At 74.5% G+C, this 24676-nt stretch carries 15 protein-coding genes; 6 read left to right on the forward strand and 9 right to left on the reverse strand.

Annotated elements, in window-relative coordinates; genetic code table 11:
- Nucleotides 1-12: 12 nt before the first annotated feature.
- Together WMF27_RS03350 and WMF27_RS03355 are read right to left on the reverse strand one after the other, a co-directional pair.
- Nucleotides 13-633, reverse strand: a complete 621-nt coding sequence (locus WMF27_RS03350; RefSeq protein ID WP_437761701.1) for a glutathione S-transferase family protein — start codon at nucleotides 631-633, stop codon at nucleotides 13-15.
- Nucleotides 634-658: 25 nt separating this feature from the next.
- The gene (locus WMF27_RS03355; protein WP_437943823.1) at nucleotides 659-850 is read right to left on the reverse strand and encodes a hypothetical protein; all 192 of its coding nucleotides are present in this window, start codon (nucleotides 848-850) and stop codon (nucleotides 659-661) included.
- A 698-nt stretch (nucleotides 851-1548) separates the two neighbouring features.
- Here WMF27_RS03355 and WMF27_RS03360 point away from each other — a divergent pair.
- A complete protein-coding gene (locus tag WMF27_RS03360; RefSeq protein ID WP_437943824.1) occupies nucleotides 1549-2139 on the forward strand; it encodes a GNAT family N-acetyltransferase in 591 nt (196 codons plus the stop codon).
- 109 nt (nucleotides 2140-2248) lie between these two features.
- On the opposite strand, the gene WMF27_RS03365 is transcribed toward WMF27_RS03360, so the two are convergent.
- Both WMF27_RS03365 and WMF27_RS03370 read right to left on the reverse strand, forming a co-directional pair.
- The gene (locus WMF27_RS03365) at nucleotides 2249-2740 is read right to left on the reverse strand and encodes an N-acetyltransferase family protein (protein ID WP_437761698.1); all 492 of its coding nucleotides are present in this window, start codon (nucleotides 2738-2740) and stop codon (nucleotides 2249-2251) included.
- Nucleotides 2741-2777: 37 nt separating this feature from the next.
- Nucleotides 2778-7097 (reverse strand): tetratricopeptide repeat protein, encoded by a 4320-nt coding sequence (locus WMF27_RS03370; RefSeq protein WP_437943825.1) that lies wholly within the window; start codon nucleotides 7095-7097, stop codon nucleotides 2778-2780.
- Between the two features lie 302 nt (nucleotides 7098-7399).
- Between WMF27_RS03370 and WMF27_RS03375 the strand changes: the two genes are divergently transcribed.
- The 5 genes from WMF27_RS03375 to WMF27_RS03395 all read left to right on the forward strand — a co-directional run bounded on the left by WMF27_RS03375 (nucleotide 7400) and on the right by WMF27_RS03395 (nucleotide 19871).
- Nucleotides 7400-8005, forward strand: a complete 606-nt coding sequence (locus WMF27_RS03375) for a peptidyl-prolyl cis-trans isomerase (protein WP_437943826.1) — start codon at nucleotides 7400-7402, stop codon at nucleotides 8003-8005.
- 56 nt (nucleotides 8006-8061) lie between these two features.
- On the forward strand, nucleotides 8062-8358 hold the full coding sequence (locus WMF27_RS03380; RefSeq protein ID WP_437761695.1) for a polyhydroxyalkanoic acid system family protein: 297 nt from the start codon (nucleotides 8062-8064) through the stop codon (nucleotides 8356-8358).
- A 338-nt stretch (nucleotides 8359-8696) separates the two neighbouring features.
- Nucleotides 8697-13469, forward strand: a complete 4773-nt coding sequence (locus WMF27_RS03385; RefSeq protein ID WP_437761694.1) for a hypothetical protein — start codon at nucleotides 8697-8699, stop codon at nucleotides 13467-13469.
- Nucleotides 13466-19432, forward strand: a complete 5967-nt coding sequence (locus WMF27_RS03390) for a hypothetical protein (RefSeq protein ID WP_437761693.1) — start codon at nucleotides 13466-13468, stop codon at nucleotides 19430-19432. Before WMF27_RS03385 ends, WMF27_RS03390 begins: the two co-directional genes overlap by 4 nt.
- Before the next feature lie 22 nt (nucleotides 19433-19454).
- Complete coding sequence (locus WMF27_RS03395; RefSeq protein WP_437279621.1) at nucleotides 19455-19871, forward strand: YkgJ family cysteine cluster protein; 417 nt, start codon at nucleotides 19455-19457, stop codon at nucleotides 19869-19871.
- A 34-nt stretch (nucleotides 19872-19905) separates the two neighbouring features.
- On the opposite strand, the gene WMF27_RS03400 is transcribed toward WMF27_RS03395, so the two are convergent.
- The 5 genes from WMF27_RS03400 to WMF27_RS03420 all read right to left on the reverse strand — a co-directional run bounded on the left by WMF27_RS03400 (nucleotide 19906) and on the right by WMF27_RS03420 (nucleotide 24665).
- A complete protein-coding gene (locus WMF27_RS03400) occupies nucleotides 19906-21564 on the reverse strand; it encodes a phytoene desaturase family protein (protein WP_437761692.1) in 1659 nt (552 codons plus the stop codon).
- 118 nt (nucleotides 21565-21682) lie between these two features.
- Entirely contained in the window at nucleotides 21683-22186 is a 504-nt protein-coding gene (locus WMF27_RS03405) for a hypothetical protein (RefSeq protein ID WP_437761691.1), read from the reverse strand.
- A gap of 26 nt (nucleotides 22187-22212) precedes the next feature.
- Complete coding sequence (locus WMF27_RS03410) at nucleotides 22213-23166, reverse strand: MlaE family ABC transporter permease (RefSeq protein ID WP_437761690.1); 954 nt, start codon at nucleotides 23164-23166, stop codon at nucleotides 22213-22215.
- Complete coding sequence (locus tag WMF27_RS03415; protein ID WP_437761689.1) at nucleotides 23163-23723, reverse strand: hypothetical protein; 561 nt, start codon at nucleotides 23721-23723, stop codon at nucleotides 23163-23165. Before WMF27_RS03415 ends, WMF27_RS03410 begins: the two co-directional genes overlap by 4 nt.
- Nucleotides 23724-23876: 153 nt before the next feature.
- Entirely contained in the window at nucleotides 23877-24665 is a 789-nt protein-coding gene (locus tag WMF27_RS03420; protein WP_437761688.1) for a rhomboid family intramembrane serine protease, read from the reverse strand.
- Nucleotides 24666-24676 lie beyond the last annotated feature (11 nt).

Genomic DNA, 24676 nt, shown 5'->3' on the forward strand with positions numbered 1-24676 from the left:
CGGGCGCGCGCCTCATCCCAGGGGCAGATCCACCCAGCGCTCGAATCCAGGCCGGCGCTTGATGCGGCCGTACCACGCGTCGACGTGCTGCAGCGCGGGCCGCTCGGTCTTCAGGTTGTACCACCGCTGCGCCGCGACCCCGAGGGGGATATCGGCGAACGTGAAGTACTCTCCCGCGACCCACGGGTGCCGTGACAGCTGCCTGTCGAGGATCCCCAGCGCGGCGAGCGTCGACCTGCGCGCGGCGTCGATCGCGGCCTGATCGCGGCGCTCTTCGGGCGTGCGCACGAGCTGCACGAGGAGCGTCCGGATCGGGGGCCACAGGGTCCCGAACTGCCAGTCGGTCCAGGCGTCGGCGCGCGCCCTGTCGGCGAGATCGCTCGGCTGGAGCGGCGGCGACCCGTAGCGCGAGAACAGATAACGCACGATCGCGTGCGACTCCCAGAGCACCAGCGGGCCGTCCTCGAGCGTCGGGACCAGCCCGTTCGGGTTGAGGGTGAGATAGTCGGCGTCCTTGACGCGCCCGAACGGCCCGCCGGCGTCGATGCGCTCGAAATCGAGCTTGAGCTCGTCGAGCGCCCAGAGGACCTTTTGCACGTTCGAAGAATTCTTGTGACCCCAGAGCTTCAACATGATGTTCCTTGTCCCTCGGCGCCGCTCAGGCGGCCGTCGTCGCCGGCTTCACGAACTTCGCGAAGCGCTCCACGTAGAACTCGACAGGATTCTGGATGGCTCGGACCGCGGGGCGCGCCTGCACGGCCTCGACCCACGCCCGGAGCCGCGTGACCTTGATGGCGCGCCCCAGGCGAAGAGCTCTCCTGCCCTCAGGCAGAAGGGGCGCTCCGCTCACGGGCCGTCGTCGTGGCAGGGAGCAGGGAGCGTGCCAGAGCGCTGTCGCAGGAACGGATCACAATCGTTCGCGCTGGCCGGGCGCTTGCTGCGACGGGAGCAGGGATTGCTGGTGATGTGCTGCTGAGGCAGCAGTGAATCCGGCGTGGGGCGTGGGAAGGCCTCTGCTGATCGAGGGTCGACCCCTGTCGAGCACCCGGGAGACGTCGCGTCCGTCGGGATGAGGCGTGCTCAGATCTTCATCCTTCCTCCTCGTGTCATGGTTCGCAGTCCGCGCCACCTCAGCCAATGGCACCTCTGCTCGAGCGGTCATCCGTCGTCCGCGCGCGGGCGTGGACGTGGACCTCCTCCCGGTGTGCCGGGAGGGCGCGCTGATGTTTTCCGCCTTGCTCTTCTATGGCGGACAATGGTCTGCTATGACGGACATGTCAAGACGCTCCTCGGTAGCGTCGATGTCCTCGGCAAGAGGTGTGTGGACCGGCGTGCAACGGCGATGATCGCTGCGGTGGCCGGGGATTGACCGGATGTGCGAGGGCTGTCTTCGTTGTACGCTGCGTGCCGTGACGCCTGTTCGCCTCGACGCCGGAGCGCTCCATGGCTCGTATGGTTCGGGACGTGAGCGTCGCGTGGGCCGATGGCGTTGGCGAGACAGCGTCCTCGTCGTCAAGCGCATGACGGCGACAGTCATGGAGCGACGCGATGGCAGGTGAACGCCCGCCGGACCGCATCCTGACCGCTCGGCTGACGCTGCGAGCATGGCGGCCCGAGGATGCGCTCTTGATCAGGGAGGCGATCGACACAAGCCTTGCTCACCTGCGGCCCTGGATGCCGTGGGCCGCGCACGAGCCGTCCTCCATGGAGGCGACCACCGCGCTCCTCGAGAAGTTCCGGGACGACTTCACGGAAGGACGCGACTTTCATTATGGCATCTTCATGCGCGACGAGCGCGACGTGCTCGGGGGGACGGGGCTCCACCCGCGGATCGGCCCGGGCGCGCTCGAGATCGGCTACTGGCTCCGGGCGACGGCGACGCGCTGCGGTTACGCGACCGAGGCGGTGGCAGGCTTGACCCGGGTCGCGCTCGAGGAGCTCGGCGTGAGCCGCGTCGAGATCCGCTGCGATCCGCGGAACACAGCGAGCGCCGCCGTGCCCCGGCGGCTCGGGTACCGGCATGTGACGACGCTCGAGGCGAACACCCTGACGCCCGCGGGCGAGCCGCGCGACACGATGGTGTGGGCGCAGACGGCCGCGGAGCTCTCGGGATCGCGCCGGGGAGGCCGGAGCGCATGAGTCCATCACCCTCGGCCAGCGCGCCGGGAGCGACAACGGATTCGGAGGTTCGGATCGAGGAGCGGCCGACGCGTCGGCCGACGCGCCGATGGCGGGGCGGACGCCGAGGTCACTCGAGATCGAGCGTCATCTCGATCATCGTGCGACGGAAGCCGAACCGCTCGAACAGGCGCTGCGCGGCGGCGTTCTGCGTCGCGGTGTGGAGCACGATGCGCGGCGCGCCCAGGGCCCGGAGGCGCGCGATGACGGCCTCCAGGAGGATCGCGCCCGCGCCCAGCCGGCGCGCGGGCTCGGCGACATAGATGTCGTGGAGGGCGCCGCAGGTGTCGAGGAGGCTGTTCCAGTCGCGCGGCTCCCGGCGGCCGTAGGCGTAGCCGACCAGCGCCGGCTCGGCGCCGGTTCGCTCGGCGACGACGATCGCGGCGTCGGGGTTGGCGAGCTCGCCCGTGAGCCACCGCTCGTAGCCCGGCTCGATCGGCTCCAGGCACATGAAGCGGTGCGGATCGAGGGCGTGGTGCAGGCGGACGAGCTGCGCGGCGAAGCGCGCGACCTCGGGCATGTCGGCGCGCACCGCGAGGCGGGCGTTGACAGAGGGGAGCATCCTCCAGGATAGCCGAGCGTCGGCCGCTCGCTCCGCCTCAGCGCCCCTTGCCCGCCCCCAGGCTCTCCAGCGCCTGCTCCGCGTCGCGCCGGTAGGCGTTGTCGGTCGGCGCCGTCTCCAGGAAGCGCTGGTAATGGTGGACGGCCTTCTCCCGGTTGTTCGCCGCGCGGAGCGCCTCGGCGAGGAGGAAGTGCGCGTCGAACAGCCACGGCGGGGTCGAGCGGTCCGGCGCCTCGCCCAGGGTGACCGCCTGCTCCATCTCGCTCGCGGTCCCGGCCCGGTTGCCGCGCGACGCGTAGATCTTGCCGAGGCGGTAGTGCCACTCGGGGACCTTGTCGTTGAACGCGATCGCCTTGCGCCACGCCTCCTCCGCGGCCGCCCAGTTGCCCTGATCCTGGTAGCAGAGCGCCATCGTGGCGTAGGCCTCGTAGCGGGACGGCCGCTTCTCCAGCGCGATCTTCAGATCCGCCAGCGCGTCCCGGCTCGCCCCCTGCTTCTGCAGCAGCACGCCGCGCTGCCAGTACGCGTCGCCGAGCTCCGCGTCGAGCTCCAGCGCGCGCCTCAGCGCCATCTCCGCGCGCGCGGTCTGGGCCGTCTCGTTGGCGCCCCAGCCGACGTAGAGGTGGTACTCGGCGCGGTTCGGGTCGAGCTCCGCGGCGCGCTCCAGGAAGCGCAGCGCCTCGGCCATGTTCGTGCCGCGCACGAGGAGCGCGCGGCCGAGGAAGTGGTTCGCCTCCGCGGAGTTCGCGCGGTCCTTGAGCACGTCGCGCAGGATGGGCTCCGCCTGGCTCGCGTGCCCCGCCATGACCTGGGTCGAGCCGACGCGCAGCTTCAGGTCGATGTCGTTCGGCGCCTTGCGGAGCGCGTCGGCGTACATCTCCAGCGCGCGCTCGCTCTGGCCGGTCTCCTCGAACAGGAGCCCGCGCTCGAGCGCGAGGCCCGGGTAGTCCTTGTCGGCCGCCGTGACCTTGTCGAAGACCTTCGCGGCGTCCTCGAACCGCCGCAGGCGACGGTACGCCACGCCCAGCTTGAACTGGCTGCCGAGGTCGTCCTCCTTCGCGAGCGCGAGCTCGAGCTCCTGCCGGGCCTCGTCGTACCGCCCGGTCTGGAGCGCGACCTCCGCCTTGGCCTTGTGCAGCGCGGGCAGGTCCGGGAACTTCGCCGTCGCCTCCGACAGCCTCTCCGCCGCCGCCTCGTTGCGGCCCATGCTGGACAGGAGCGACGCCAGCGCCACGTAAGCGTCGACGACCTCCGGGAGGTTCTCGGTCGACTTCACGGCGTCGAGGTACGCCTGCTCCGCGTCCTTCTTGTTGCCGAGCGCGAGCTCGGTGCGCCCGAGCCAGTAGGCGACCTGCGGGTCTGCCGCGTGGGTCTTCTGCAGCTCCTTCAGGAGGTCCTTCGCCTCCTTCATGCGCTCCTGCGCCAGCCACGTCTTCGCCTTGCCGAGCTGCGCGGCGAGGCTCCGGGCGTCCGCGCGGGCCGCGGCCTCGAAGCGCGCCTGCGCCTCGGAGTAGCGGCCTGACCGGTAGAGCACCTCGCCGTTGCCGATCAGGGCGCGCACTGCCTGCGGGTCGAGCTTCACCGCGGCGGCGAAGGCCTGCTCCGCCGCGCTCATGCGCGACCTCGCGAGGTGGATGGTGCCGAGCAGCGTGTACGCGTCGACGATCTCGGGGTCGCTCGCGGCGGCCCGGGTCGGACCGTCGCCGGTGACCTGGCCGAGCAGATCGAGCGCCTCCTGCTCGCGGCCCGGGGTCTGCCAGAGCGCCGACGCGATCAGGGTGCGGGCCCCGACGTGGTCGGGCGAGGCCGCGAGCGCGCCGCGGGCGCTCGCCTCGGCGCCCGCGGCGTCCCCGGCGAGGATCTGCGCCCGGGCCAGGCCGTAGAGCGTGCGCGCGCTCTTCCGGAGGCCGCTCGCGTGCTGCCACGCCGCGATCGCCTTGGGGGCGTCCCTGGCGGCGAGCTCGATCTCGGCCGCGAGGACGGCGAGGTCGATGTCGTCCTTGAGCTGCGCGGCGAGCGCCTGCGCGGCCTGTCGCGCGCGCGGGAGCTCGCCGCTGGCCGCGGCCTGCGCCGCGACGGCCAGGGAGAGCAGGTCGCCCGGATGGGAGCTCGCGAGCGCGAGCATCTCCTTGCCGAAGGCGTCGTCGACGGTCCGGTGCCCGAAGCGGATGCTCCGCGCGAAGGCGATGTACGCGGCGTAGGCCATGGTCGCCCGGTGGCGCGGCGCATTGGCCCGCGTGGCGTTCGCGTCGTTCAGCGCGCCGTTGGCGGCCGATGCGGTGTCCTTGGCGAAGGCCGTCTGGGTCCGCTGGCGCAGCTCGGCGAGCGCCCCCTCGTGCGCGAAGGCGTTGAGCCGGTCGCTGATGAGGTTCACGCCGAAGGCGCCGACGTCCGGAACGAGCGCGAGCGCGCCGCCGCTGACGGCGGCGACCGCGAGCGCCGCCACGACGTAGCGCTTGATCTTCGACTTCTGCGGCGGTGCTTCCGTGGTCGCCGCGGGCTTCTCGGCCTGCGCGCCGGGACCGGCGCTCAGGTCGCCGATCTCGGTGCCCGCGCCGGTCAGGTCGACCTCGTCCCCGACGCTGGGGTGCGGCTCGCTGAGCTCGATGCCCCGATCGTCCGCGTCCGCGGGCGTTTGCGTGAAGTTCGCGGAGCGGTCGGACGGATCGTAAGGGGTGGGCGCGGCGCCGGGGGCGAGCTGCGTGACGCTCTCGCCGAGCGCGATCTCGTCGCCGAAATCGTCGGCGCCGAAGCCGGCGGCGGGCGCGGCGCCGAAGCCGGTGGTGGACGAGGCGCGGGCGTCGGCGGGCGGCGCGGCGAGGAAGTCGGCGGGGGGAACGGCGCCGAAGTCGACGGGCGGCATGGCGCCGCTGCTGGGCGGCTCCGGCGCTGCCTGCGGCGGGAGGGGGCGCGGCCCGGGCGCCTGGAATGCGGCGCCGACGCGCGAGTCGTCGTAGTCCGGCGGGGCCTCGTCGAAGAGCTCGGCGCCGACGATGGTCCCCGGTCCTGCAGGTGAGCCGGTACCGGTGGCCTTCGAGGGGAGGGCGGAGCCGGCGGCCTTCGAGGGGAGGGCGGGGCCGGTGGCCTTCGAGGGGAAGCCCGCGGCGCTCGGGGCAGGGAAGCCCGCCTGGGCCGCGGCCGGGAGCCCGGCGCGCGCCGGCGAGGGGAGCGGCGCGGAAGCCGGCGAGGGCAGGCCCGAGTTCGAGAACGGGGCGGGCATGCCGATGATGGCCGGGGCCGAGCTCGGCAGATCGCCGGCGACGATGGGCAGGTCGCCCGCGGACATCGCGGGCAGCTCGGCGTCGCCGTCGCCCTCGAGAGGCAGCTCGAGCTCACCGAAGCCGAACGACATGGATCCGCTGCTCGAACGCGCCGGAGGAGCCGGGGGCGCGTCGTCGTCCAGGTCTCCGAAATCGTACTCCGGGACCACGCGCGGGGGCGCGTCCCCCGCACCGCGGGTGCGCCCGCGACCGAGCGGCTGCGTGGTGGCCCCGGCGTTTCGCGCGCCGAGCCCCGCGTCCCGCGCACCAGGCCCCGAGGGGGCGCCCGGCGTCGACTCTCGCTCGCCGAACCCGAGGGTGCGCCGGCTGCTCGGAGGCAGCGGCTCGACCCGCGCCGGCAGGTCGGTACCGGCGAACGCGGTCGGCGTCGCCGGGGCGGTGCGGGACTCCGCGCGCGATCGCGCCGGGAGCGCCACCGACGCATTGCCGTAGACGACCGGCAGATCGTCCGGGTTGAGCCCCTGCACCTCGGCGTCCGTCGGGCTCGGGAGCTCGACCATGAGATCGATCTCTCCGAAGCCGCGCCGCTGCGGCACGGTCTTGGCGTTCCGCCGATCGGACGGGGCGGGGCGATCGGGGACGTCCGGCAAGCCGATCTCGCCGAAGACCTCCGGACCCGGCGGCTCAGGAGGCGGCGCGGGCGGCGCAGGCACCGCGGGCGCCGCGCGGCGCGGCGGCGTCGGTGCCGGCCCGGGGCGTCGGGGAGGCGCGACCGCGGGGAAGGCGATGTCCTCCGGAGCCGCCATGGGCAGATCGGCGTCCTCGGGCGCCGCCGGGGCGCTCCGCTCCGAGAGCTGAAGGCCCCCCGCCCCCGCCCGCGGCGGGGGGGTGGGCACAGGCGTCGGCGCGGGCGCTGCGCTTGCGCCCCCCTTGGTCACCAGCAGGCTCGTACCGCACTTCGGACAGCGCATCCTGAGCCCCGCAGGGGGGACACGCTTCTCGTCGACCTGGTACGGCGATTTGCACCCGTCGCACTCGACCTTGATCATGCTTCCCGACCCGATGCCGGCGCCGCGAGCGCCTTCGCAGGCGCCCCACGCTCGTTCGGCCTGCGAAAGGCCGGGATGCCCCGACATCCGCTCTCCTTACTAGCAGGGGTTGCGGTCCTTAGGATCGCCTCTTCTGCCGGCGCCCTCAAATCGGCGACTTCCTCGGGCATGTCGCGTGCGTGGTCCCGCAGCAGGAAGAAGCAGGAAGCGGACAGCGGACAGCGCGCAGTCGCGGGGCAGCCGGGGACGGACGGACGCGGGGGCGGCCGGGGACGGGCGGGAGCGGCGGCAACGGTGGCAACGGAGCGGCGACGCCGTCTGGCAGGCGGCGCGTGTCGCCATCGCGGCCTCGCCAAGCGTCCTCCACTTGTGCTAACGCGCTGCCGCTCATGCAGCGCTCGACGGCGGTCATCTACACGCTCTTCTTCGCGGGCGCGCTGGCGTTCGTCATCACGCACGGCGGCTCGGAGGGGCGCGGCGCGGCCAGCGCGCCCCCCGACGCAGGCCCCGACGCCGCCGACGCCGACGCCGCCTCCTCGCCCGCGACGGCCGCGGCGGGCGACGCCGACGCGGGGAGCGACGCCGGCGCCGAGGGCATCGTCCAGGAGCGCGGCCCCGAGCCGGCGGGGCGATCCGACGCGGGCGTCACGCTCCTCTCGGGAGAGGCGCCGCCCTCGCTGCCGGCCGAGGCGCCGAAGAAGGTGCGCTTCGGCGTCGTGCTCATCCAGTACCGCGGCGCGCAGGGCGCGGCGCCGACCGCGCGCTCCAAGGACGCCGCGCTGGCGCTCGCCAGGGAGCTCGCCGAGGTGGCCAAGACGGACTTCAAGGCCGCCATCGAGAAGGGCGACAAGGGGTCGACCGACGACCTCGGCTACATCCCGCGCGGCGTGCTCGAGCCCGCGCCGGAGTACGAGCTGTTCAGCCTCTCCAAGGGGGGCGTGAGCGGCCCGGTCGACACGCCGCGCGGCTTTTGGATCGCGCGTCGGATCGAGTAAGTAGAGCGTACCGCGCGCGGCGCGTCGCCGTGGACGCGAACGAGTGGAGATACCGTATGGCGACGATCGACATCCGTCGGCAGCACGCGCTCACCAAGGACGATGCCAGGAAGCGCGCGGAAGAGCTTGCGCGGGGCATGGAAGACAAGCTCGGCATCCAGTGGCGATGGGACGGCGACGTCATCCGGTTCGAGGCGCCGGGCGGCGCCGCGAAGGGGACGAAGGGCCTCGTTCGCGTCGAGGCGTCCGCTGTCCACGTGGAGATCGATCTCCCGTTCCTGCTGAAGGCGATGAAGGGCATGGTCGAGTCGAAGGTCAACGACAAGCTCGACGCCGTGCTGGGCAGGGCCTAGCCCGGCAGCCGGGCCAGGCGCGCCCCGGCGGCTCGATCGACCGAGCCGCCCCGCAGCGGGCGGCGCCCCGGCCGACACGCGCTCCTCCTCCTCCTCCTCCTCGCGAGCGAGCGGCCTCCGCCCGCTTGCTCGCGCCGCGCGCGAGCGCGCGCACCCTCGTGTCCGCCGCTCGACCCACCGATCGCGTGCGGCCAGGCACGCCGCTCGACGCCGCTCGGCGCTGTTCGAGCCCGCTCCCTGCCCGGCGCGCTTTACTCCGTCAGGTTCGGTTCGCTACTCTCCGCCATCGTCATGCGGTGCGCACAGATGAGACCCCGTTCGGAGGCGTCGCGAGCGAGATGACGGTTCAGGCACCCGAGGGGCAGGTGGAGAGCATGACGGCCCTGATCGCGCGGCTCCGCGCGGAGCAAGGCGAGCAACCGGAGCGGCAGCTCCAGGCGCTCTTGCTGCACGAGCTCGGCGCGCTCGAGGAGGCGCTCGGCGAGGAGCCCACGGCGGCGCGCGACTACCTCGCCGCGTTCAACGCGGATCCCCAGTTCCGCGAGCCGCTCGAGGCGCTGGTCCGCATCCTCACGCGGCGCAAGTCGATCAAGAACCTCGGCAAGCTGCTCGACGCGCTCACGCGCGCCGCGGCCACGCCCGAGGAGCGGGCGCGCTCGTTCTGGGAGCGCGCGGCGTACCTCCAGGACCACGAGCAGAACCTCGCGGCGGCCAAGGAGGCGCTCGAAGAGGCGGCGCTCAGCAACCCGGAGGACGCGACCCCGTGGCTCGAGCTCGAGCTCATCGCGGCCAAGGAAGGGGACCTCGCCGGCCGGATGCGCGCGCTAGAGGCCCGCGCGGAGCTCGCGACGGACGCGACGTGGAAGGGGCTGCTCTTCATCGAGCTCGCCGACCTCGCGGCGGCGACCGAGAACGTGGAGCGCGCCTACGAGCTGCTCGACGCGGCCGCCGCGCTGGAGGGGCGGGCGCGCTTCAGGTCGCAGCTCGCGCTCGAGGTCATCGCCCGGCGCGAGGAGGACCTCGGCGCGCTCGCGCGCGCCCTCGAGGGGCAGGCGGAGCTCATCGCCGACGCGCTCGACGACGAGGCGAGCGGCGACGCCAACGGCGTCCCGCGGACCCTGCGCAAGCCGGAGCACGCGGCCGACGCGTGGCTCCGCGCCGCCGAGCTGACGCAGCGGACCGGGACGGGCGGCTTCGCGTCGCTCCTCGAGCGGGCCGCGGAGCGGCTGCCCGAGTCGACGCTGCTCGGCCGGGCGCGCATCGCCGCGCTCGAGTCCGCCGGCGAGGCCGAGGCCGCCGCCAGCCTGGCCAAGCAGGAGATCGCGCGCGGCGCGAGCGGGCCCGGCGCCGCGGCCCTGTGGCTCCGCGTCGCCGAGGCGGCGGCGCTCGCGAGTGATCGCGAGGCCGCGCTCGCGGCGCTCCGGAGCGCGCTCGCGGCCGACCCGCAGTGCATCCCGGCCCGCGCGCTGGAGATCGATCTCCTCGGAGACGGTCAGGACCCGTCCGCGTTCGCGGCCTCGCTCGAGGCGACGGCGGCCTCCTACGCCAGCGACGACGCGCGGGGGCGCGCGCTGCTGCTCGCGGCCTACGTCTGGGCGGTGCGGACGGACGACGTCGGCGCGGCGAAGGCGGCCCTGTCGCAGGCCGGCATGGCCGGCGTCCACCCGGGCGTGCTCGCGCGCTTCGGCCGGTCGTTCGCGGCGCTCCGCGGCGACGCGGCCTGGTACGAGGAGTCGACGAAGCGGCTGCTCTCGACGGGCGTCGACCCGGCCGAGAAGGCGAGCCTGTGGTTCGAGATCGGCCGGAGCCGCCTCCTCCGGGGGGACGCGAACGGCGCCGAGGGCGCCTTCGCCGAGCTCGCCAACGCCGGCGCCGACGACGGCGCCACGCCGAACGCGTGGCTCGGGCGGGCGCTCGGCGCCTTCGCGGTCGATCTCGTCCGCACCCGGCGCGAGCGCGGCGACGAGCCCGGCGCCCCCGGCCCGCGGCGCTCGCCGACGGTCATCGAGGCGCTCGCCGAGGTCGAGGGCGAGGAGACCGCGCGCGGGCTGTGGCTCGTCGCTGCCCTGCGCAGCGCGCGCGGCGGCGATCTGGATCGCGCCCGCAGCCGGCTCCGCGCGCTCTTCGAGCGATCCGCGGACGACGAGGTCGTCGCGGTGTTCCTGGCCGAGCTGCACCGGCGCGCCGGGAGCCCCACCGCCGCGGCCGCGACGCTCTCGGCCTGCGCCGCGGCGATCGACGACGCCGATCTCTCGGCGGCGCTGCACATCGAGGCGGCGATCCTGCTCTGGCGCGCCGGCGAGCGCGGGCGCGCCGTCGAGGAGCTCGAGGCGGCGCGCGGCAAGGCGCCGCGCGCCGGCGCGACGGCGCTCACCTGGGCCCTTCGCGGCCACGAGGCGGGCGATCTGGAGAGCCGGCGCCGCGCCCTCGAGGTCGCCGGCGAGGCGGGCGAGGACCCGGCGGCGCTCGCGCTGTCGCGGTTCGGCCTCGAGGTAGGCGCGGCCGAGGGCGGCGACGCCGACGAGGCGCTCGCGACGCTCGAGGCGCTGGAGTCGCAGGCGAGCGACGACCTCGCCCTGGCCGCCGCGCTCGGGCGCCTCCTCTGGCAGCCGGCCCTCGAGCAGCGCAGCGCCGTCGAGCGCGCGCTCGACTACATCGAGGAGCGCGGCGACGGCGCCGCGACGATCGCGCACGCCGAGCGCTTCCGCCTCGCGCGGACCCTGGACCAGGATCGCGCGCGCACCGCGGCGCGCGCGGCGGCGTGGGCCGCGGCAGACCCGAGCCCGCACGCCGAGCTCGAGTGGCTCGGCGCCGCGCTCGGCGCCGAGGACCGCGAGGCGGAGGTCGCCGCGCGGAGCGCGCTCGCGCGGCACATGGAGGGCGAGGCCCGCGCCGCGATGGAGGCCTCGGCCGCGATCGTCGGCGCGCTCGATCAGCCGAACCTGCCGCGGCCGTTCCTCACGGGCGAGCACGCGCCCGCGCAGCTCGCCAACCTCGAGCTCGCGCTCCCCGGCTGCGATCCGCGGCGCCGCGCCGCGGCGCTGCACGGGCTCGGCGACGCGCTCGGCGAGGAGGCGCAGCTCACCGCGCTCGGCCTCGCGGGCTGGTCGGACTTCGCGGCCGGGGATCACGAGCGCGCGCTCGCCGCGTTCCGCGCGGTCGTCGAGCGGCGGCCCGACGACGTCGCCGCCTGGGAGGGCGTCCGCGCGACGTCCGAGGCGCTGCGCGACCCCGTGTCGACGGCGCTCGCCTCGGCGCAGCTCGGGGCGCTCTGCAAGGACGACGCGCGCGGCGCGGGGTTCTGGGAGAGCGCTGGGCTCCTGCTCGTCCAGCACACCGAGGCCCACGACGACGCGGAGATCGCCTTCGATCGCGCGTTCGCGCGCGACCCGCGGCGCGGCGTCGCCTTCGACCGGCTGTTCCGCCGCGTCCGCGCGCGCAACGAGGACGATCGGCTGCTCGACATCATCGAGAGGCGGCTCGGCGTGGCGGACAGCGACCTCGAGCTCTGCAAGCTGTTCTGGGAGCGCGCGCGCGTGCTCCGCAAGAAGGGCAAGCTCGACGACGCGCTCGCCGCGCTCGAGAACGTGACGCTGCTCGAGCCGGACCACATCGGCGCGCTGGCGCTCTCGGCCGACATCTCGAAGGCGCAGGGCGACCTCGGCCAGGCGGCCGCCTTCTACGCCGAGCTCTCGCGCGTCGCGAAGGCGCCGGGGGAGCAGCGCCTCATGTCGGGGATCACCGCCGTCGACGCCTACGAGAAGCTCGGCGAGCACGACAGGGCGCTCGAGGTGCTGATCGGCCTGCACCGGGCCGGGCTGTCGACGCCCGTCGTCCGCGAGCGCCTCGTCCGCGTCGCCGCCCGGGTCGGCTCCTGGGACGAGGCGACGCGCCTGCTCGAGGAGCTCATGGTCGAGCGCGACACCCCCGAGGGGCGGATCGAGGCGGCGCGCCTCGCGATGGCCATCTACCGGGATCAGCTCGGCGCGCCGCGCCGCGCCGAGCGGGCCGTCGCGAAGCTCCTCGAAGAGGCGCCGGACGACGGCGAGGCGATCGATCTCGTCCTCACGACGGACTACGAGCCCGCCTTCCGCACCCGCGTGCTCGGCCGCGCCAAGGCGACGCTGATCCAGGCGCTCGCGTCCGAGCCGCTCGACGCGGACCGGGTCGCGCTCCTCGCGAAGATCGCCGGCGCGGGGCAGGACGCGGCGCTCCGGCAGGCCACGCTCGGCGCGCTCGTCTCGCTCGTCCGCATCGACGACGGCATCTCCGCGGAGCTCAGGAAGATCGACGCCCGCGTCCCGGCGCGGCCGCAGATCGCCCTCGACGCCAAGGCCATGGCCGACATCGCCGATCCGCTCGACACCGGGCCCGTCGGCGAGCTGTTCGCGAAGATGGCCGAGACCATCTGCATGGCGCTCGGCCCCTCGCTCGTGTCGCTCGGCGTCGGCAAGAAGGACCGCATCGACTCGCGCGGCGGCCACCCGCTGCGCGTGGCGGTCGCCGAGTGGATGGGCGCGCTCAGCTTCGAGACGGACTTCGAGCTCTACGTCGGCGGCCCGAGCCCTCGCGGCGCGACCGGCGTCTACGGCCAGCTGCCGGCGCTCGTGCTCGGCCCCGAGATCACGACGCCGCTCGACGCCGCCTCGCGCTCGGCGATCGCGCGCGAGGCGTTCGCGCTGCGCCGGGGCATCTCGTCGCTCAGGACGCGGGACGACAGCGCCGTCGCCTCGCTCGTCGCGGCCGCGTGCATCGAGGCGGGTTTCGCGGTCCCGCAGCCGCCCTACGCCGTCTTCGGCGAGGTCTCGCGCGCCATCCACAAGGAGATGTCGCGCGCGACCCGCAAGGCCATCGCCGACGTCTGCCAGCGCATCGTCTCGAGCCAGCAGGACCCGCTCCGCTGGGCGCAGGCCGCGCGCAGGAGCATCGACCGCATGGCCGTCATCGCCGCCGGCGACGTCTCGCTGGTCCTCTCGGACATCCTCAACACCCCGCGCGAGCAGCTCGGCGGTGTCGTCGTCGAGAGCGAGCGCGCGCGCCAGCTGGTCGCGTTCGTCCTCTCGCAGAGCTACCTCGAGCTCCGGAAGAAGCTCGGCATGGGGGTCCGGTGAGCAAGAATCCGCAATCCAAGAGCTCCTCTGGCGGCGGCGGCGACGAGGGCGCGCCGTCGCAGGAGAAGATCACGGTCCCCCCGCCGGCGATGTACGGCGCGGCGGTCTCGGAGGGCGACGTCGAGGAGGCCACGCTCCTCGCGAAGATCCCCGAAGAGCTCATCCAGTCGATCCGCGGCGCGGAGGAGGGCGAGCGCGCCGGCGAAGGCGGCCTGAAGCAGCTGTTCTCCCGCGAGCCCGTGCCCGTGCCCGCGAGGCCCGCGCAGAGCGCCGGAGAGAGCGACGCGCTGCTCGACATGCTGTTCGAGGATCAGCGCGTCGACGACGCCGACGACGGGGTCGTGACCTCGGCGCCGGCGTTGCACGGGACGCGCCGGCCCCCGGCGCCCATCCCGCCGCCGCGCCCCCCGTCGCTGCCCCGCCCCGCCGCCGCGCCCCGCTCGGGCAGCAGGCCGGGCGACGTGAAGGCGTCGCTCGGCGCGGAGCTCACGCCCGGCGAAAGGACGCCGAAGATCCCGCCGCCGGCCCCGTCCGCGAGGTTCACGGCGCCGCGCCCGCAGGCCGCCGCCCCGCTGCCGCCGCCGTCGGTGCGCCGGGAGCCTGTGTTCGAGGAGGACACCGCCGAGCCGGGCGACCGCGCGACGCCCATCCCCGACGGCGGCGACTCCCCGTTCGAGTTCGCGCCGCCCAGCGGCGCCAGCAGCGGCCGGTTCTCGGAGGCGCACGCCTTCGACGACGAGGAGACGCACGGCATCGACGACGAGGAGACGAACGCCCTCGACGGGCCCGGGCCCACGACCCGGCCGTACGCCGGCCAGTCGTCCGCCTCCGCCAGCCGCTGGGATCAGCCCGCCGCCGACAGCGATCCCGGCGAGCTCGTGGACGAGTCCAGCCTGATCAGCGGGACGACCGAGCCGACCGACGAAGAGCTCGAGGACGATCTCGCGCAGACGCGCGTCGCGACCCGGAGACCCGACAGCGGCGTCGCGTTCGCGCCGCCGCGCCCGCCTTCATCGCCGCGCGCGGCGTCGTCGCCGCCGCGCCCGTTCACGCCGTCCCACGTCCGGCCGTCGCCGTCGTTCGTGCCGTCGCCGTCGTTCGTGCCGTCTTCATCGCCGCGCGGGTCATCGTCGCCGCCGCGCCCGTCTTCGTCAGCACGCGTCCCGTCGGCGCCTCCTGTGGGCCCGCCGTTGTCGTCGCCTTCCCGCGCGCCCGAGAGCCTCCCGCCGCTGCCGTCGATCCCGCCGCCCGCCTCGGTGTTCGACGGCGAGCAGGACGCGAGCGCGATCCTCGTCCAGTCGCAGCAGCGCGACGTGTGGGCGGCGCGCGCCGCGTGGCTCCGCTCCGAGGCCGAGCTCATCGAGGACCCCGCGGCCCGGGCGCGCGCGCTGCTTCCCGTCGCCGAGCTCTACGTGATGGCCGGGGAGGACGCCGCCGCCCGCGCCATCGCCGCCGAGGCGCGCGATCTCGCCCCGAGCCAGATCTTCGCGCACCGCCAGCTCCGCGGCCTCCTGATGCGCGAGGCGGATCTGCCCGCCGCGCTCGAGGCGCTGGAGAGCGAGACCCGCGTCCTCGGCACGCCGGCCGCGCGCTGCCACAACCTCGTGCTCGGCGCGGAGCTCTGCCGCATCCCGCTCGCGGATCCCGAGGGCGCCCACAAACGCTTCGAGCTCGCGGCGCGGACGCACCCCGCCGATCCCCGCGCGCACGTCCAGCGCTTCTGCGAGGCGCTCGCCGCGCCGGACTCGGACGCGGCGGCCTCCGCCGTGCTCGCGAAGTTCCGCCTCCCCGAGGCGCCCGAGCTCGCGCCGCTCGCCGCCGCGAGCGCTCAGGTCGCAGCGCACCGCGGCGCCCCGAGGCCGGCGCGCGGCCGCGCCGCCCCCGCCACGCCGTACGAGGCGCTGCTCCGCGCCCGCGCCCTGCTCGGCGCCGGCGACCTCGCCGAGGGCCTCGCGACCCTCGATCCCCTGCGCGGCACCTCGCTCGCGCCCGCCGTCGCGTGGCTCACCGCCGCGCTGAGCGCCGCGCGCAGGGAGACCCGCCCGGCGTCGCTCGGCGCGCTCCGCGCCGTCGCCGCCGGCTCGCACGGCGGCCAGGCGCGCCGCGCCCTCGCGGCGCAGGCGATCGAGCTCGGTGACGCCGCGGCCGTGCGCGACGCGACGCTCGACGACGACGGCGCCTTCTCGCCGGCCGATCGCATCGTCCTCTCGGCGCTCGCCGGCGGCGCCGCGGGCGAGATCGACCCGTGGCTCGACGCCCTCGCCGACGAGCCCGAGTTCGCGCCGCTCTGCGCCGCCGCGAGCGCCGCCCTGAGCGACGCCGGCGGCGACGCCGCGGTGGCCTCCGTCGTGGACGGCGCGCCCGCGTCGAGGGGCGTGCGCCCCCTGGGCGGCCCGAGGGCTCGCGCCGCCGCGGCCCTCGGTCGCGCGCTCTCGCGCGAGGCCGTCCCCGCCGAGGGCGGCGTCGACGCGAGCGACGCCTTCTCCCGCGCGGTCGTCACGTACGGCGACACCGCGCCGGAGAGCCCGCTCTTCCGGGCGCTCGCGCTCGAGCTCGATCTCGACGGCGATCGCGGCGCCCGCGTCGCCAGGGCCGTGGCGTCGCTGCGCGAGGTCGCGTCCGAGCGCGACAGCGCGCTCGCCGCCGCCGTCCTCGCGGAGATCGCGGGCGATCAGCGCGCGGCGATGAGCGATCTCGATCGCGCCCGCGCCGCGGACCCGCAGCACGAGGGCGCCGCGCGCGCCCGCGCCGCGCAGGAGAGCGGCGTCGGCGCGGCCCGCATCCTCGCGGAGCACGCGCTCACGCTCGACGAGGGGCCGCGGGCCGCGGTGCTCGTCACCGAGGCCGCGATCCGCCTGCTCGACGGCGGCGACAACGACGAGGGCGAGCGCCTGCTCTCGCGCGCCGCCCAGATCGATCCGAAGCTCCCCGTCGCGCTCCACCTCGGCGAGCGGAGCGCGCGCGCCCGGGTGGACCGCGACGGCCTGCTCGAGTGGCTCAGGACCCGCCGCGAGGGCGCGGCCGACCCCCTCGAGCGGGCCCACGATCTCGTCCGCGAGGCGCTCCTCGTCGCCGAGGCCGACCCCGCGGCCGCGGCGTCGCTCCTCGAGACGGCGCACCGCTCGCGCCCCCAGGACATCGGCCTGCGCGAGCTCTTCGAGCGGCTCGCGCCGGAGCCGCCCGCCGACCGCGCCTCCTGGCGCGCCGAGCGCGCCGCCGAGCTCCTGCGCGCCCTCGACGCAGGCGGTGATGGCGACGCCGGCCGCTCGGATGACGACCGCGCCGCCGCGGGCATCGAGGCCGCTCGCCTCGCGCTCGAGGCCGCCCTCGACCACGAGCGCGCCGGCGACCTCGCGCAGGCCGCCGCGTGCGCCCGCCAGGCGATCGCCGCCGGGGACAACGCGCTCGCGCCGATCGCCCTCTACCGCGCGGCCGTCGCGGGCCACGGCACGGGAGAGCTCGTCGACGCCCTGATCCCGCGCGCCCGCGAGGCGGCGGACGCGGCGGAGCGCCTCGAGATCTACGAGCGCCTCGCGGAGCTGGACGAGCACGGGCGCAAGGACGCCGGCAGCGCCCTGCTCTGGCGCCGCTCCATCCTGGAGGAGACGCCGCACCACCTGCCGACGCTCCGCCGGGTCGCCTCGTACCTCATCGGCGAGGGCCGCGACGAGGAGCTCGAGCCGATCGCCCTCGAGATCGCCCGTGTCCTCGACGGCCCGGAGGCGATCGCCCACGCGCTCCTGTCGGCGCGGCTGCGCCTGCGCGTGCTCCCGTGGGAGGAGGCGCTCGAGCCGGTCCAGATCGCGTACAGGAACGAGCCCCGCGGCATCTGGGCGCTGCGCCAGATGGCCGCCCAGGCCCGCGCGAAGGCGGATCACGCCGTCGCGATCGAGGCGGATCGCCAGCTCATCGAGCGCACCGATCGCCCGTCCGAGGCCGCGGCCCTCTCGGTGCGCGCCGCCAGGGACGCCCTGCTCGCGGGCTCGATCGAGGACGCCGTCGCCTTCTTCCGGCACGCGATCACGCTCGTCCCGCACTACCTCGTCGCGCACCTCGATCTCGCCGACGCGCTCGATCGCGGCGGCGACCCGGCGGCCGCCGCCGCGGCGCTCGAGTCCGCCGCGGGCGCGAGCGTCGGCCCCGAGGGGCGCGCGCACTCGCTCTACGCCGCGGCCGTGCTCTGGCAGGACAAGGTCCAGAACGTCGCGCGGGCGCGCGACGTCCTCGAGGCGGTCGCCACGGTCGATCCGTCGTACGCCGACGTCTTCTCGCGGCTCAGGGCCATCTACATCGCCGAGGGGGCGCGCGCCGAGCTCGCCGCGCTCCTCGAGCGCCGCCTCGAGGCGGTGACCGATCCCGCGGAGCGGGTCGAGATGGAGGTCCTGCGCGGCCGGGCGCTCGCCGACGTCGGCGACGCGGCGGCCGCGAAGCGCGCGCTCGCCGCCGCGCTCGACGCGAACCCCGATCACGTCGAGGCCCTGTCCGCGTTCGCCGACGTCTGCGCCGGCGAGGGCGACTGGGCCGGCGCCGAGCAGGCGTGGATCCGCCTCGCGCGCCTCGTGCCCGAGCCCGCGAAGCAGGTCGCGATCTACCTCCGCCTCGGCGAGCTCTACGACGAGCACCTCCCGAACGCGGAGCGCGCCGAGCTCGCGTACCAGGAGATCCTGAAGCGCTCGCCGGGCGACGTGAGCGCGCGCGAGCGCCTCGTCTCGCTCTACAAGCGCGCCGGCGACGGCGCCCGCGCGCTCGAGCAGCAGAACCTCCTCATCAGCGCCGCGGAGGCGCCCGAGCAGAAGTGCCGCCGCACCGCGGAGCTCGCCGAGATCTACGAGGCGATGGGGGACGCGAAGAAGGCCGAGGCCACGCTGCTCACCGCCCGCAAGACGTGGCCGAAGGACGACTTCGCCCTCGGCGCGCTGGCCCGCTACTACCAGCGCACCGAGCAGACCGCCGCGGCGACGACCCTGCTCGATCGCGCCCTCGCCGACGCGCGCCGCGCGCTCAACACCGGCCGCTTCGAGCCCTACCTCTTCTCGACGGTCGCGACGGTCGCGGAGCTCCGCGGCCGCGCCGGCGCCGCGCGGATCGCGCGCGCGACGGTCGACGCGCTCGACGGCCGCGACGCCGCGATGGGCGGCGCGGGCAACGCCGCCGGCGCGGCCCGCCTCGACGCCCACCTCGCGCCGGAGCTCATGACCCCGGCGTTCCGGGAGCTCCTGCTCAAGACGGGCCCGCTGCTCGACGCCGCGGTGTCGTTCGATCTCGACTCGATCCGCGCGACGCCGCTGCCGCCCCAGCACGCCGAGATCACCGATCTGGCGCGCGGCATCGGCGCGGCGTACGGCCTCCCCGGCCTGCAGGTCTACATGACGGGCGCGCTCGGCGCCGTCTGCGTGCCGGCGTCCACGAGCCCGCCCAAGATCGTCCTCGGCCAGGCGCTCGTCACCTCGCCGCGCGAGGACGTCCGGGTCGCCCTCATCCACCGCGCCGTCAAGATCCTCCAGACCAACGCCTCGGCCTTCTCGCGGACGGCGCCGATCGATCTCTGGCCGCTGCTCGCGGCTTACCTGAAGGCGTTCGTCCCGACGTGGTCGCCGCAGGGCGCGGACGCCGGGCGCCTGCGCGAGTACCACGGCCGCATCGAGCGGGTGATGGTGGGCGGCGTGGATCCGAAGATCAGCGTGCTCGCCGCCGACGTCATCGGCTCGATCGGCAACCGCGCCTCGACGTTGAACACCGCGATCAACGGCTGGGGGAACCGGGCCGCGTTCCTCGCCGTGGGCGACATCAACGTCGTCCTCACGGGCATCGCCTGGTCCGGCGGCAACACGAACGCGCCGCCCGCCGCGGGCAAGGAGCGCGTCACCTGGATCGGGCGCAACGCGGAGGCGCGCGACCTCATCGTCTTCGCCGTGAGCGACGGCCTGACCGAGGCGCGGGAGCAGCTCGGCTTCAACGAGTGAAGGCACGTCCCCCCCACGATCCATGACGACGACCCTCAAGGCCAAGCCCCGTGTCTCTTACGATTGCTCGAAGTGCCCGGCCTACTGCTGCTCCATCTACGAGCGGGTCGAGGTCACGCCGCGCGACCTGCGCCGGCTCGCCCGCCATTTCGGCCTCACGCTCGAGGCCGCCGAGGCGCGCTTCACGAAGCGCTACAACGACGAGCGCATCCTCCGGCGGCAGTCGGATCCGGTGCTCGGCCGGGTCTGCCGCTTCCTCGATCTCACCACCCGCGGCTGCACCATCTACGAGGCCCGGCCCGAGGTCTGCCGCGATTACCCGGGCAGGCCGCGGTGCGGCTATTACGACGTGCTCCAGTTCGAGCGGGAGACACAGGACGATCCCGACGTGATGCCGCTCGTGCAGATCACGTTCCGGTCCAGGACGCCGGCCGGTTAGCGCTCGACAGGGCGGCAGCGCGGCTCACGTCCCCTCACGTCCACTCGGGCACCTCGTCGCCCGTGTCCGCCTGCGCCGCCGCGCTCGCCATCCTCCGCTCGTGCAGCCACTCCTCCGGCCGATCGGCGGGGTAGGTCCGCAGCGAGCCGTCGGCCGGCCCGAGCAGATCCTCCGCGCGCGCCGCGCCCGTGATCCGCTGCGCGGCCATGAGGCCCGACATCGCGGCGCCTGCCACCCCGTGGCTCAGCGTGCTGGCCCCGCACTGGTACAGCCCCGGGATCCTCGTCCCGATGGAGAACGACAGCGGGCCGAGCTGCCACCTCGTCTTGGCGGTGCCGTAGGCGGCGCCGCGGTACGTGGCGCAGTAGAAGTCGTTGGTCAGCGGCGTCGCCACCGAGCGGAACACGAGCGCGCGCGAGATGCCCGGGATGACGTTCTCCGCCGCCGCGATCATCTGATCTCCGATCGACTCCTTGAACGCCTCGTAGTGCGCCCCTCGCTCGCCCGTGCGGGTCTTTTCCCAGCGCGTGAAGGGGCCGTGGGGCACGAACGTGAACATCTCGATCGTGTGGTGGTTGCCCCGGGTCGGGTGGCCCGGGTCCTTCAGCGTCGTGATGGTCAGGAACAGCCCGTCCACCGCCCCGCACGGCAGCTGGTGCTCCATGCGCTCGTAGAGGCGCCCCACGTCCTGCCCGCGGTACCACCAGTAGTTGCCCGAGTCGTAACCCATCGACCGGAGGTCCATGTCCACCGCGCAGAACACGCTGAGCAGGCTGACCGAGTACTCCATCCGCTGGACCTTGCGGCGCTCCCGGGCGGTCAGCTCGGGCGGCAGCAGCTCTCCATAGGTGATCGCCGGGTCCGCGTTCGAGACGACGCTCGCCGCGCGCAGGACCTCTCCCCCTTCCAGCTCGACGCCGGCCGCTCTCCCTCGCTCGACGAGGATCCGCTTCACCCGCGCGCGCGTCCGCACCTGCCCGCCGAGCCGGCGAAGGGCCCTGATCATCGCGAGCGGGATGCGCTTCGCGCCCCCGCGCGGGTAGTACCCGCCATCCATGTAGTGGCAGACGATGCCCGCGTGGACCGGCAGCGCCACGCGCGACGGCGACAGCCCGTGATCGCCCCCCTGCGCCGACAGGAACGCGCGCAGCAGGGGATCGCGGATCGTCGCGTCCAGCAGATCCTCCTGGGTGCGGAGGCCCCAGCGCACGAGGCTCGGCGCCTTGAACGGCGCGAGCAGCACCCTCGGGAACTCGAGCATCGCCTCGAGCCGCCCGAGATCGTCGTTGACCGCTCGCAGGACACGGAAGTACCGCGTTATCCCCGCGGCCTCGTGCGGGAACCGCGCCGTGAGCCGGGCGATGAGCCGATCGAGGCCCTTGGGCACGTCGAGCCGCTCGTCGCCGATGATCAGGTGATCGAGCCCGTCCGGGTTGAGCTCGCAGAACTCGAGATCTCCCGAGAGCCCGAGCCCCTCGTAGAGCCGCCGCACGGCGCCCCCCGGGCCGAGCCCGCCGATATAATGGACTCCCGGGCTGAACAGGTACCCGTTCAACGAGAAGCTGTGTGTCCACCCACCGGGCAGGTAGTGCTGCTCGACGACGAGCACCTTCTGTCCCGCGCGCGCCAGCGCGAGCGCCGCGGTGAGCCCGCCGGCGCCCGATCCGATCACGACGGTATCCGCGTGTCGCATGACGCTACCCCCCGGACTACGATGCTCCAGGGACGTGGCCGGCTGCGCGCTTGTGCCCTCGATGGCCCCGCGTCTTGCCCGTCGCTTGCCCGTCGCTTGCCCGTCGCTTGCCCGTCGCTTACCCGCCGTCTCGCTTGCCGGCGTCGGGCGGCGCGCCGGCGTCGGGCGGCACCCTGTCCGCCTTCTCCATGTTCATGAGCGGCAGCGGGCAGACGACGGGCACGGCGCGCGCGGGGGTCTGCGCCGACTCGCGGAGGCAAGTCTTGCCGGTCAGGCGGAGGCGCTCGCCCACCTCGAGGTCGGCCGGGCACACGACCGCCTGGGACGCGGAGACGAGATCCCCGTCGATCCAGAAGATCTCGCACCCGTCGTCCGTCCGGCGGAGGTGGTAGTGCCGCGTCGGCCGCCGCGGCGCCGGCGCACCCTCCGGGAGCGCGGCGCCGCCGTCGCTCGCCTCCGCGACCCCGCCCTCCCTCCCGGCGTCCCCCTGGCACGCGGTCACCACGAACGGCACCACGAACGGCACCACGAACGGCACCACGAACGGCACCACGAACGGCACCCCGGACAGCAGCACCGGCAGGAGCCCGGCCAGCGTTCGCTGCGACGTCGGCGGCGGCATCTGGGCGCCTCCCGGACCGCCCCTGCTCACCGGGTCGGGAAGAGCAGGATGGACATCTTGGTCAGGAAGAAGTCGGCGATCAGGATGGTGATGGACGTCACCACCACCGTGCGCGTGGTCGCCTGGCCGACGCCCTCCGTTCCGCCCCGCGTGATCAGCCCGAAGTGGCACCCGACGAGCGCGATGATCGCTCCGAAGAAGGGCGTCTTGTACATCCCGCTGAAGTAATCCATGAACGTGACCGAGCCGAGCGCCGTCCGGAGGAAGAAGCCGGCGGGGATGCCGAACTCGGTCGCGCAGACCAGCATCGCCCCGCCGAAGCCCAGCACGAGCGCGAACGCGCCGAGCACGGGCATCACCACGACGCTCGCGAGCAGCCGCGGCAAGACGAGCTTCTTCAGCGGGCTGGCGCCGAGGGCGCGGATCGCGTCGATCTGCTCGGTGACGGCCATCGACCCGACCTCGGCCGCGATGCCGGCGCCGATGCGGCCGCCGACGATCACCGCCGTCAGCGTCGGCGCCAGCTCGCGCGAGAACGACAGGCCGATGATGCGGCCGGTGTACTCCATGCCGCCGAACTTCTGCAGGCCGATGGCGAACTGCACCGCCATGACCATCCCGACGAAGAGCGCCGTCACCGACGCGATGGCGGCCGAGCGGACGCCGAGCGCCTCCATCTGATAGAGGGTCGAGCGGATCTCGAGCGGCCGCTCGAATATCGACCTGAGCGCCCCCCAGGTCATCCGCCCGAACTGCCCGAGGTGCTCGACGAACCCGACCGCGCTCTCGTTGAGCCGGGCGAGGGGCGGGGGGAGCGGCGGAGGGGGCAGGCTGTTCGGCGCCAGGCTCTGCGGGGGCACGCTGTTCGGCTGCGGGCTCTGCGGGGGCACGCTGGTGGAGCCCCCGCCGGAGGAGGCGGCCGGCGGGCCGTTCGAGGCGGGCGGCGGCGCCGCCACGCGCCGTTTGCGATCAGTCGTCATCGGTCATCGGTGCGCAGGGTCGAGAAGCCGCGGACCATCCGCGTGAACGCCGGCTCGCTGGCGGCGTAGCCGGCGGGATCGGCGATGAGGAGCATGTCGTACACGCAGCCGTTCTTCTTGAGCACCCAGATGTCGAACACCTTCGGCACCCCGTCGAGCTTCGCCGACATGACGGTGTGCATCGCCTCGCGGCCGTCGAACGGCACGACCTCCTGCTTCAGCGCCTCGCGCTCGGTGAAGTGCAGGAAGAGGTGGTTGGTCAGCGAGACGAGCGGGATGTCCTCCTCGTTCCGGCAGCGCCCGTTGAGGGCGATGGTCGCCCCGTTCGCGTCGTCGCGGTACGCCACCGCCGCGTCCGACACCTCGAGCCGCTTCCAGCTCGCCGGCGCCGGGGGCACGCGGAACGCCACGTCCGTGCCGCGGTAGACCGTTCCGTCGAACGACGACCCTCCGCAGCCGGCGAGCGCGATCGCGACGGCGAGCAGCCAGGCTCGGGGGTGCGCTGCCTCGGCCGCAGAACCCGCGGCGGTGAGGCGCCTTCGAAGGGGTCGTCGCATCGCTGCGGGCCGACGCTATCACGCTTTTGCATCCTGGGCGAACCGCGAGCCGCCTGGCCGTTCCGGCGAGATCCTTCGGATCCCACCGGCCTTTTCGCCGCGCGCCGCGTACGGAACGCCGCACCTCGAGTCGCTCCTGACCCCGCCTCTCCGTCACCAGGAGTCTCGCCGCCGCGGCGCGTCCCACGGCGCGGCGCCCCGTACGCGGCGCGCAGCGGGGCGCCGGGGGGACGGGCGAAAGTGCTGCCAGCGCTCGTGCTCGCGCCGGTCGCGCCCTGTCATGAAGGCGCGGACGAGGAAGAGCCCGGCGACGAACCCCCCGAGGTGCGCGAAGAACGCCACGCCGCCGCCGCTCACGCCGCCGATGGAGCCGAGCCCGTTCAGCAGGTTCACCACGAAGTACGCGAGGATGACCAGCCACGCCGGGAACTCCAGGAACAGCCCGAAGATGAACCACAGGAGGAAGATCGGGTTCAGCACCGTGATCGGCGATCGCGGGTAGAGCGACGCGTACGCGGCCAGCACGCCCGAGATCGCGCCCGAGGCGCCCACCATGGGGATCATCGAGCCGGGATCGATGACGATCTGCGCGCCCGCGGCGGCGATCCCGGACAGCACATAGAACGCCGCGTAGCGGGCCCTGCCCAGCGCGTCTTCGACGTTGTCGCCGAAGATCCAGAGGAACAGCATGTTCCCGCCGAGGTGGGCCCACCCCGTCGGATCGTGCAGGAACATGCTGCTGAAGACCGTCCACCACGCGTCGCCCGGCGCTTCCAGGAACTGCCGGGGGACGAGGCCCCACGCCGAGAGCAGCCGGTCGGGCGGGAACCCGGCCGTGATCAGCGATCGCATCCAGAAGAAGCCGAGGAGGTTGAGCGCGATCAGCAGGTAGTTGACGATCGGCGTCCTTCGGGTGGGCAGTTGGTCACGGAGGGGCAGCATCGGGATCACCT

The sequence above is a fragment of the Sorangium sp. So ce281 genome (assembly GCF_051527395.1).
Taxonomy (GTDB): domain Bacteria; phylum Myxococcota_A; class Polyangia; order Polyangiales; family Polyangiaceae; genus Sorangium; species Sorangium cellulosum_B.